Origin of the sequence: Burkholderia sp. (assembly GCF_018375725.1) — a bacterium.
GTDB lineage: Bacteria > Pseudomonadota > Gammaproteobacteria > Burkholderiales > Burkholderiaceae > Burkholderia.
The window spans coordinates 1-9237 of record NZ_JAHACR010000167.1; the positions used below are offsets into that span (position 1 = coordinate 1).

The window sequence follows — 9237 nt, forward strand, 5'->3', positions numbered from 1 at the left end:
GGTGTTCGAGCGCGCCGTCCAGCACGTACGACAGGATTTCCATGTCGCGATGCTGATGCTTGCCGAACCCGCCGCCGGGCGCGACGCGGTCGTCGTTGATCACGAGCAGGTCGGAGAAGCCGACCTGCTTCGGATCGTAATAGTTGGCGAACGAGAACGTGTGGCGGGAACTGAGCCAGCCGTGCTCGGCGCGGCCACGCTGATTTGCTGCTCTGATTTCGAACATGATGGTTTCTCTGTGGATCGCCGGCGCTCCGGAGATGGGCGCGGCCGACCGTTGAAGACAGCTTATGTCAATCCGTTTGACAAATAAACACGGGAAGCGATAATCACCGTCACACTCTGGTGGACAATCATGGAATTAGACGACCTCCGAATCTTCGTCGCGACGGTGGATGCGGGCAGCTTCACGGCCGCGGCCGACCAGCTGATGCTGTCGAAGCAGTTCGTCAGCCGGCGCACGATGGCGCTCGAGGCGTCGCTGGGTGTGCGGCTGCTGCACCGCAATACACGCAAGCTGGCCGTCACGGAATCGGGACACGAGTTCTACGCGCGTGCCCAGCGCATCCTGGCGGAAGTCGCGGACGCGGAGCAGGCGATGTCGGTGCGGCGCACCGAGCTGCACGGTTCGTTGCGGATCAGCGCGCCATTGTCGTTCGGCATCAGCCATCTGTCGCCGTTGATCGCGCAGTTCCTCGTGGCGCATCCGGCGGTCCGGCTCAACGTCGATCTGAGCGACCGGCGCGTCGATCTGATCGGCGAGGGTTTCGATCTCGCGCTGCGGATCGGCCCGCTCGAGGATTCGTCGCTGGTGGCGCGCAGCCTGGGCGAGTGGCCGATGGTCGTGTGCTGCAGCCCGGCTTACCGGCGCGACCACGGCGTGCCGTCCACGCCCGCCGAGCTGGACGCTCACGTGTGCCTGCCGTACGGGCGGGAGGGGCGCGCCGGCTGGGAATTCCATATCGACGGCGCGCGCCGCACGATCGACGTGCACGGGCCGCTCCTGGCGAACAACGGCGAGGTGCTGCGGGATGCCGCCATTGCCGGGCTGGGCATCGCCTTGCTGCCGCAATTCATCGTCGGGCCGGCGCTCGACGATGGCACGCTCGTGCCGATCCTCGAGCCCTATACACCGTTGCCGCTGCGCCTGAACGCCGTCTTCCCCCGCCATCGCGAGGCGTTCGTCACGCTGCGCACCTTCATCAACTTCCTGGCGGAGCGTCTGGGGCGCGACGCGGTTCGGGCGAGCGGGCCGCACGCGACGTAACGGACGGACGCGCGTGCGGCGCACGTTCGCACGCGCGGATGGTCAGTCGGCGCGTGATTGTCCACTCAGGCGTGACACCGAATCTCATTTGACCTCGTTGATCAATCTGTATGTGTCAGTAGACTACGCATCAATGCTTTACGAGATCCGGTCGCCTGACTCAGCAGGTCGGGCGCAGGAGATCGAGACGCATTCGGATGGTCGCCATGACGATCCGGGCGCGGTGCGGTCGATGTTCTTTGTCGAAGCGCGGGATGTCGTGGTCTGTTGCCATCGTCTTGCGCCAGTCAACGCTTTTCACTTTTATCTGGGGTCATTGCTATGAGGTACATTTCGCTGGAATCGCAAAAGGATGGCATGCTGTTGTTCGCACGTGTGCTGTTGATGGTGCTGTTCGTGTTGTTCGGCTGGGAGAAGCTGGCCGGGTTTGCGGGCACGGTCGGATACATGGCGTCGACAGGCGTGCCGATGCCGACGCTGGCGGCCCTGATCGCCGTGGCCGTCGAGCTGGGTGGCGGCCTGCTGATTGTCGCGGGTTTCTTCACGCGGCCGATTGCGCTGGCGCTCGCCGTCTATACGTTCGTCACCGCGCTGATCGGCCATCGTTACTGGGCGATGCACGGGATGGAGCAGTACCTGGCGATGATCGACTTCTACAAGAACGTCAGCATCAGCGGTGGCCTCTTGCTGCTGGCGCTGATCGGGCCGGGCAAGTATTCGGTCGACCGGAAGTAAGGCGATCCGCCGCGCGGCGCGTGCGCAAGCCGGACGCTGCGCACGCGCCGGGACACACCGCCGCGCCTTCGGGCGCGGTTTTTCGTTCATGTGCCGCCGGCGTCTCCCGGCCCGGATCATGCGACGCGGCGCACTGCGATTGCCGCGCAATTGGCGTAGTCTGGATGCGATCGCGGCCAGCGTGCCGCTGCCCGGATCGTCAACCGCGCTGCGAGGTTCGACGCGATGCGCTTCATCGTTCGGCTGCTGGGGGTTGTCTGCGTCGGCCTGTTCGTGTCCGGCGCACGCGCATCGGCGCCCGTGCCGGACGCGGACGCGGACGACGTGCCGCCTGTCACGCTCGAAAGCGACATCCACCTGTTCGTGATTCAGCGCGACGGATCGCTCGAGGAGCACGACGATTCGACACTGCGCGCGAACACCGCGAGCGGTATCGACGCGATCGCGCAACGCTACGTCTGGTTCGACAGGGATATCGAGCGGGTCGAACTGCTGGCCGCCGAGACGATCGATCGCGACGGTGTCGCGCATGCGGTCGGCCCGGACGCGATCCGCGACGTGCAGGAGCCGCGTTCGGCCGGGGCGCCGACATTCCAGAACGGCGTGCTGCGCACGGTCGTGTTTCCCGGCGTCGAAGCGGGCTCACGCACGCGCGTCGCGTTCCGCAAGGTGCGGACGAGGCCGCTCAATCCCGGTTACTTTGCCTATTTCGTCGAACCGTCGCGCGAGCCGGTCGACAGCCAGCGCCTGATCTTCGATCTGCCCGCCGACATGCCGCTGCATGCCGACGCGCGCGGCTACGTCGCGCTGCCGCCGGTCACGGAGAACGGCCGCACGCGCTATGCATTCGCCTACCGTCACGGCCCGTATCCCCGTATCGAAAACGGCGCAGTCGCCGATGCGACCGACGGCGACCGGCTGATGGTGTCGACGCTGCCCGACTTTGCCGCGTTCGCTGCGCGCTATCGCGCATCGGCGGTCGATCCGGGCGCATCCGATCCCGCGGTCGTGCGGCTGGCGCAGACCCTGACCGCGGGCGCCGCCGATCCGCGCGACAAGGCACGCATCCTGTACGACTGGATGCAGGCGAACGTTCGCTATGTCGCGCTGTTTCTCGGCGAGACGGCCGCGGCGCCGCATCGCGTGACCGACATCCTGCGCAACCGCTATGGCGACTGCAAGGATCACGTCGCGCTGTTCGGCGCGTTGCTCGCGGCGGCCGGCATTCGCAGCGAGCCGGTGCTGCTCAATCTCGGCGCGGTCTATACGCTGCCGTCCGTCCCGGGCTACGGCGGCGGCGCGATCAATCACGCGATCACCTGGCTGCCCGATCTCGGGCTTTATGCGGATACGACCACGCGCGGCATCGCGTTCGGCTATCTGCCGCCGGTCGTGATGGACCGGCCTGCATTGCTGGTCGATACGGGCGTGCTGTCGCGTACGCCGCCGACGGAATCGCGCGCCCGCAGTGCACGGTTGCAGATCGACGCAGTGCAGGCGGGCAGCGTGGCGCACTACCAGTCCTATGTCGAGGACGACGGCTGGACGGCTGAAGTGGAACGCAACCTTTTCCGTCATTCGACGCGCGAACGCATGCAACAGATCGCCGTCGAGCGTCTGCGGCAAAGCGGCCTGCGCGGCACGGCCCGGCTCGTGACCAGCGATCGCGACGCGACGACCGGCCCGTTTCGCGTCACGATGACCGGCACGCTCGACCCTGTCGTATGGCCGGACGGCACGACCGCGGTGCCCGCGCTGTCGAGCCTGGCCGGCGGGATCGCGACGCAGGTGCAAGGCTGGCTCGCGGAGCGGCAACGCACGCAGTCGTGGGTGTGCATCGGCGGCGACTTCGCCGAGACCGCGCAGATCGCATTGCCGCCGGGCGTCGTGCTGACTGATTTGCCGGTCGATACGGCGGTGCGGGATCGCTTTTTCGATTTCGCGTCGCACTACGTGTTCGATGCGGATGCGCATGTCGTGCAGATCACGCGGCGGATGCGTGCGCGTTTCGATCGTCAGGTGTGCGCGCCGGACGCGTTCGACGCGATGCGCCCGTCGCTCGAACGCATGGCGCGCGATACGCAGGCGCAGATTGTCGTGCGGGCGAAGTAAGGACGGCGGCGGGTGCGGCGCCGAGCCGCAACAGGTACAGTCGCGCGCGCCGCCGTGGACATCGTGCGCCGCCGGAGCCGGTCGGCGCGCTGGAGGCGAATCATGACCGAGCGAGATTACGAAATCGCCGATCTGGCCAAGGAGCTGCTTGGCCGCATCGTGCAGGGGACGCTGACGGCGGGGGCAACGGTGGATCCGGCGCGCAGCGCCGATTTGGCGTTGCAGTGTGCGACGGCGCTGATCGACAGGCTCGAGGCGCTGAGCGGCTGAGCGGCTGAGCGGCTGAGCGGCGGCCGCCGCGCGGCGGGTTCGATCGGCTGGCGCTGATGCGGCGTCCGGCGTGTCGGACCTGCCGTGGTCGCCGAGGACATGCACGCGCATGCCGGCATCCGGCAGCGCTTGCGTGGCGGCGGCGGACGTGAATGGACGGTGCGGCGGCGTGCCGCCGCACCGGATCGGGTCAGCGTGTGAACACGGCGGTGTCGGCGGCGAGCGACACCGGATACGGCGCGGTCGCGGACGGATCGTCGATCAGCGCGAACAGGTTCTTCGGATCGACCGCGGGCGGGGTCAGTGCGATCTCGATGCCGGCGTGGTGCTGCTGCGCAAGCACGTACAGGTAGCGCAGCGCGGAATAGTCCTCGAGCGCGAAGCCGACCGAATCGAAGACGGTCACTTGCCCGGCGCTTTCGCGGCCCGCTGCCTCGCCGCGCAGCACGCGCCAGAACTCGGTCACGGGGAAATCGGGCGGCAACTGCTGGATGTCGCCTTCGATGCGCGTTTGCGGCTCGTATTCGACGAACACGCGGCCCATGCGCAGCACATCGGCGTGCAGTTCGGTCTTGCCGGGACAATCGCCGCCGACCGCATTCAGATGCATGCCCGGCTCGATCATGTCGGGCGTGACGATCGTTGCATAGGCCTTGTCGGCGGTGACGGTCGTGACGATGTCGGCGCCGCGCACGGCGTCGGCCGTCGACGCGGCGCGCACGATCCGCAGGGACGGATACGCGGCCAGATTCTGCACGAGCTTGTCGGTCGCGCGCGGGTCGACGTCGTACAGGCGGATTTCCTCGATGCCGAGCAGCGTGTGGAAGGCGATCGCCTGGAACTCGCTCTGCGCGCCGTTGCCGATCAGCGCCATCGTGCGCGCGTCCGGACGCGCGAGCGTCTTCGCGGCCAGCACCGATGTCGCGGCGGTACGCAGCGCGGTCATCAGCGTCAGTTCGGCGAGCAGCAGCGGGTAGCCGGTATCGACTTCGGCGAGCGCGCCGAATGCCATCACCGTGTGCATGCCGCGCGCCGCATTGACCGGATGGCCGTTGACGTACTTGAACGCGAACAGCGATGCATCGGCGACCGGCATCAGTTCGATCACGCCGTCACGCGAATGACAGGCGACGCGCGGCGATTTGTCGAAATCGGTCCAGCGAAGAAAGTCGGCGTGCAGCGTATCGACGAGTTCGTTCAGGAAGCGCGTGACGCCCGTGCGTGCGATCAGCCGGGCGGTGGCGGGAACATCGAGGAAGCGGGTCATGTGTCTGTCTCCGGGTTGTGCATGGCGCGCGGGGCGCTCGATAGAGACATTATTCCTGTGACGTCAGCCAACAAATAGCCAGCAAAACTGGCAGATTTATCGATAAACGTTGCAAAATGCCAGCCAGTAATGGCGCTTTGCCCAGTTCGATCCGCTCGGACCGGGCCGCGCTCCCGGCTTGTGGATGGATGCGATCGCAAAGGAAAGGTGGGATCGATGATTACGCTTGACGACGTTGACCGTCAGCTCATTGCACTGTTGCGCGGCAACGCACGCCTGTCGGTCGTCGCGCTCGCGAAGCAGCTGCGCGTCGCGCGCGCGACCGTGCAGAACCGGCTCACGCGGCTGGAGAAGAACGGCGTGATCGTCGGCTACACGGTACGGCTGAAGCCCGCCGCCGACCGGCACCGGATTCGCGCGTTGATGTCGATCGCGGTGGAGGGCAACCTTGCGGCGGAAGTGGTGAAGGTGCTGCGTGGGCATCCGAACGTCACGGCGATTCACAGCACCAACGGCAGATGGGATCTGATCGCGGAACTGCACGCGGATTCGCTGGAGAATTTCGATCGCGTGCTCGCGGCCATCCGGCTGATCGACGGCATCGCGAATACGGAGACGAGCATCCTGCTGTCGACGCACAAGGCGTGAACCGCGGCGCATTGATCGTGCCGGCCGTGTGTCCCGCGCGGCTCGCGATCTGCTGCGGCGCGCGGCAGGCATGGACGGGAAGCCGCCGAACCCTTTCACGCGATGCCGGCCCGGCGCGGGATGCATCGGTTCGGGGCTAAACTGCATCACACGTCGAGTCAGCCATGGAGGAGGCGCGCGATGATCGAGCTTGCCGACGTACCGCACGCCGCGGCTCCGGGCATATCGCACGTAGCGCCGGACGATCGGCGGGACACGGAATGAGCACATCGGTCCACGCATGGCTTGGCGTGATCGGCGCGTATCCGATGCTTGCGCTCGCCGTCGTGTTCGTGACCACGTGTGCCGAATCGGTCGCGCTGATCGGCACCGTGGTGCCGGCCGGCGCCGTGATGTTCGCCGCCGGCGCGCTGATCGGCGCGGGCGTGCTCGACGGCTGGGCGACGATGCTCATTGCGGCCGCCGGCGCCGTCGCCGGAGACGGCGTCAGTTACGAGCTGGGCCGCCGGTACCGGAGCCATGTGCGGGACTGGTGGGCGCGCACCGGCCACTTGACCGTCTACGAGCGCGGCGAGCAATTCGTGCTGCGCCACGGCATGAAGAGCATCGTGCTGGCGCGCTTCTTCGCGCCGGTGCGTGCGGTCGTGCCGGTCGTGGTCGGCTGCGCGTCCCTGCCGCGCCGGTCGTTCTATCCGGTCAATGTGGTGTCCGCGCTGGCATGGGCGCCGGCGCATATTGCCCCGGGAATCCTGTTCGGGGCCTCGGCAACGCTGGCGGAAGCCGTCAGCGCGCGGCTTGCCGCCATCCTGCTCGTCGTTGCGGGGCTGGTCACCGCCGTCTGGTTCGGCGTGCGCGTCGCGATCCGGCGCGGCGCGCCGCTGTTGCGGCGGGCATTGTCGGGCGCGGCGCGCGTGTGCGCGCATCGCTGGCCGCGCGTCGCCGTGCTGCTTCGCGCGCTGGCTGGCCGCGGGCGGCGCGTGCCCGGTGCGTTCGCGGCGCTCGCGCTGCTGTTCGTCGGCAGCCTGTGGGTATTTGCCGTGATCGTCGAGGATGTGGTCGCGAACGCGCCGCTGATGCGCGTCGATACCGTGCTGTACGGCTTCCTGCAGGACCTGCGCACACCGCCGGTCGACATGGCGATGACCGCCGTCGCGGCGCTGAACGGCCGTAACGCGGGATTGATCGTCGCGGCGGCGTTTCTCGTCTGGCTCGCGATCCATCGTTGCTGGCTGACGGCCGTCTGGTGGATGGCAACGGTCGGCGTCGCGGTGGTGCTCGTGCCGACGTTCGGCGGCGGCACGCTGCCGGTCAATACGCCGGTGGGCGGCATCGGCATGCACATCCCGCTGCCCGACGGCGACGCCGCGTTTTGCGTCGTCACATACGGCTTCATGAGCTGGGTGTTGACGTTCGGACAGTCGGCGCTGTGGCGCCGCAGCGTGGCGACCGCCGTCGTCCTGTGGGTCGTGCTGGGCGGGTTCGCGCGGCTGTATCTCGGCAAGACCTGGCTGTCCGGCCTGCTTGGCGGCTGGAGTCTGGGGCTTGCGTGGTTCACGGTGCTGGCGGGGATCTACGCGTACTGGCAGGTGCGCGACGAGATTCAGCCGAAAGGCGCGCTGGCCGCGATCGCGCTGGTGCTCGCCGCGGCCGGCGTATGGACGATGCCGCAGCATTGGCCGGGCGATCGTGAGCTGCACGGGCACGCGCGCGAGGTGGCCGCGATGACGGTCGAGCAGTGGACCGCAGGCGGCTGGCAGGCGGTGCCGACCCGGCGCACCGAAATCGGCGGCTATCGCGAGGAATCGCTGCCGCTGCAATGGGGCGCGGCGTCCGACGCGCTCGACCGGCATCTTGCACAGGCCGGCTGGCAGCGCGCGACGCCGTGGTCGTGGCAGACCGCGCTGGCCTGGCTGCTGCCGCAGGCGCCGCCCGGCGAGTTGCCGGTGCTGCCGCGCTATGTGCAGAGCGAAAGCGCGCGCTGCGTGTTCGTGCGCGTCGATCCCCGGCGGCCGGACAGCCGGCTGGTGCTGCGTCTGTGGCGATACCGGTACGTGCTGCGCGACGCGCAAGGCACACGTGCGCTCTGGTATGGCGCCCTGTATCGCGAAACGCTGCATCATCCCGCGCACCTGCTGACGATCGTGCGGACGACGACGATCGATCGTGCGACGGATATCGCGCAGGCGCTCGCGGTCGATCCCGTCGTCGTGCATCGGCCGCCGGGGGCGACTGCGATACCGGCGAACGTGCTGCTGGTCTCGACGCCCGTACGCTGACGGTCGTGCGGGGCGTATGCGGCGGCGGCCGGGGCCGCCACGCGGTTGAAGCCGTGCGCCCCGGCTCCGGTTCCAGGCCCGTGATGCGCGCATGCGCACGCCGACCCGCTGCCGCATCACCGCGCGGCAGCGGAACGCGCGCCCGTCAGCCGGGCACGGCGGCCCGTTCTCGCGCAAAGCCCGCGAGCGTGCGCAGCGCGTCGCGTGCCGAGCGCAGATAGAACGATTGCAGATGGAACACATGCCATCGCGCGGCGTGCACTTCGAGGCGGCATGCGACGCCGCATGCGAGCGCGTGATCCGCGAGCCGCGTGGCGTCGGACAGCAGAATCTCCTGATCGCCGACTTGCACCAGCATCGGCGGCAGCCCGCGCAGGTCGGTCTCGAGCGGGCCGCGCGGTGCGTCGCCGCCGGACGCGTCATACCAGTTCAGCCCTTGTTCGAGCCAGCCGCGGCGGATCATCGGGTCGTCCGCGCGCCGGGTGCGCAGCGTGTCGCCGCCGAGCGTGCCGTCGGTGACGGGCGAGATCAGCAGCAGTCCGGCCGGCACGGCGTCGCCACGGTCGCGCAGCGCGATGGCGAGCGCCAGTGCGAGTGCGCCGCCCGCCGAGTCGCCCGCGACAAGGATGCGCCCGGGCGCGTAGCCCTGGCCGCGCAGCGCC

At 68.4% G+C, this 9237-nt stretch carries 10 protein-coding genes; 7 read left to right on the forward strand and 3 right to left on the reverse strand.

Annotated elements, in window-relative coordinates; genetic code table 11:
* Positions 1-226 (reverse strand): pirin family protein (locus tag KH616_RS16515; RefSeq protein ID WP_292248226.1); only part of this gene is annotated, 226 nt, incomplete at its 3' end.
* A 129-nt stretch (positions 227-355) separates the two neighbouring features.
* Between KH616_RS16515 and KH616_RS16520 the strand changes: the two genes are divergently transcribed.
* The 5 genes from KH616_RS16520 (at position 356) to KH616_RS16540 (ending at position 4384) form a co-directional block, all read left to right on the forward strand.
* Complete coding sequence (locus KH616_RS16520) at positions 356-1267, forward strand: LysR family transcriptional regulator (RefSeq protein ID WP_292248228.1); 912 nt, start codon at positions 356-358, stop codon at positions 1265-1267.
* 88 nt (positions 1268-1355) lie between these two features.
* Positions 1356-1592 carry a hypothetical protein gene (locus tag KH616_RS16525; protein ID WP_292248232.1) on the forward strand — a complete coding sequence of 79 codons (237 nt, stop codon included), beginning with the start codon at positions 1356-1358 and terminating at the stop codon, positions 1590-1592.
* Positions 1589-2002: a DoxX family protein gene (locus tag KH616_RS16530; protein WP_292248235.1), complete on the forward strand. Its 414-nt coding sequence runs from the start codon at positions 1589-1591 to the stop codon at positions 2000-2002. The genes KH616_RS16525 and KH616_RS16530 overlap by 4 nt, the downstream gene beginning before the upstream one ends.
* Positions 2003-2227: 225 nt before the next feature.
* A complete protein-coding gene (locus tag KH616_RS16535) occupies positions 2228-4114 on the forward strand; it encodes a DUF3857 and transglutaminase domain-containing protein (RefSeq protein WP_292248238.1) in 1887 nt (628 codons plus the stop codon).
* A 102-nt stretch (positions 4115-4216) separates the two neighbouring features.
* The gene (locus KH616_RS16540) at positions 4217-4384 is read left to right on the forward strand and encodes a hypothetical protein (RefSeq protein WP_292248241.1); all 168 of its coding nucleotides are present in this window, start codon (positions 4217-4219) and stop codon (positions 4382-4384) included.
* 190 nt (positions 4385-4574) lie between these two features.
* Here KH616_RS16540 and KH616_RS16545 read toward each other — a convergent pair whose 3' ends face one another.
* Positions 4575-5651 (reverse strand): ornithine cyclodeaminase, encoded by a 1077-nt coding sequence (locus KH616_RS16545; RefSeq protein ID WP_292248243.1) that lies wholly within the window; start codon positions 5649-5651, stop codon positions 4575-4577.
* 216 nt (positions 5652-5867) lie between these two features.
* Between KH616_RS16545 and KH616_RS16550 the strand changes: the two genes are divergently transcribed.
* Together KH616_RS16550 and KH616_RS16555 are read left to right on the forward strand one after the other, a co-directional pair.
* Positions 5868-6299 (forward strand): Lrp/AsnC family transcriptional regulator, encoded by a 432-nt coding sequence (locus tag KH616_RS16550; protein ID WP_292248245.1) that lies wholly within the window; start codon positions 5868-5870, stop codon positions 6297-6299.
* 260 nt (positions 6300-6559) lie between these two features.
* A complete protein-coding gene (locus KH616_RS16555; RefSeq protein WP_292248247.1) occupies positions 6560-8575 on the forward strand; it encodes an LssY C-terminal domain-containing protein in 2016 nt (671 codons plus the stop codon).
* Between the two features lie 145 nt (positions 8576-8720).
* Here the strand turns inward: KH616_RS16555 and KH616_RS16560 are convergent.
* Positions 8721-9237: alpha/beta hydrolase fold domain-containing protein (locus KH616_RS16560; RefSeq protein ID WP_292248249.1), on the reverse strand; the 517-nt coding region annotated here is incomplete at its 5' end.

Excerpts from the sequence above, each read along its gene's own strand:
- KH616_RS16520 (WP_292248228.1), top strand. The coding sequence starts at position 356 with ATGGAATTAGACGACCTCCGAATCTTCGTCGCGACGGTGGATGCGGGC.
- KH616_RS16530 (WP_292248235.1), top strand. The coding sequence starts at position 1,589 with ATGAGGTACATTTCGCTGGAATCGCAAAAGGATGGCATGCTGTTGTTC.
- KH616_RS16535 (WP_292248238.1), top strand. The coding sequence starts at position 2,228 with ATGCGCTTCATCGTTCGGCTGCTGGGGGTTGTCTGCGTCGGCCTGTTC.
- KH616_RS16540 (WP_292248241.1), top strand. The coding sequence starts at position 4,217 with ATGACCGAGCGAGATTACGAAATCGCCGATCTGGCCAAGGAGCTGCTT.
- KH616_RS16545 (WP_292248243.1), bottom strand. The coding sequence starts at position 5,651 with ATGACCCGCTTCCTCGATGTTCCCGCCACCGCCCGGCTGATCGCACGC.
- KH616_RS16550 (WP_292248245.1), top strand. The coding sequence starts at position 5,868 with ATGATTACGCTTGACGACGTTGACCGTCAGCTCATTGCACTGTTGCGC.
- KH616_RS16555 (WP_292248247.1), top strand. The coding sequence starts at position 6,560 with ATGAGCACATCGGTCCACGCATGGCTTGGCGTGATCGGCGCGTATCCG.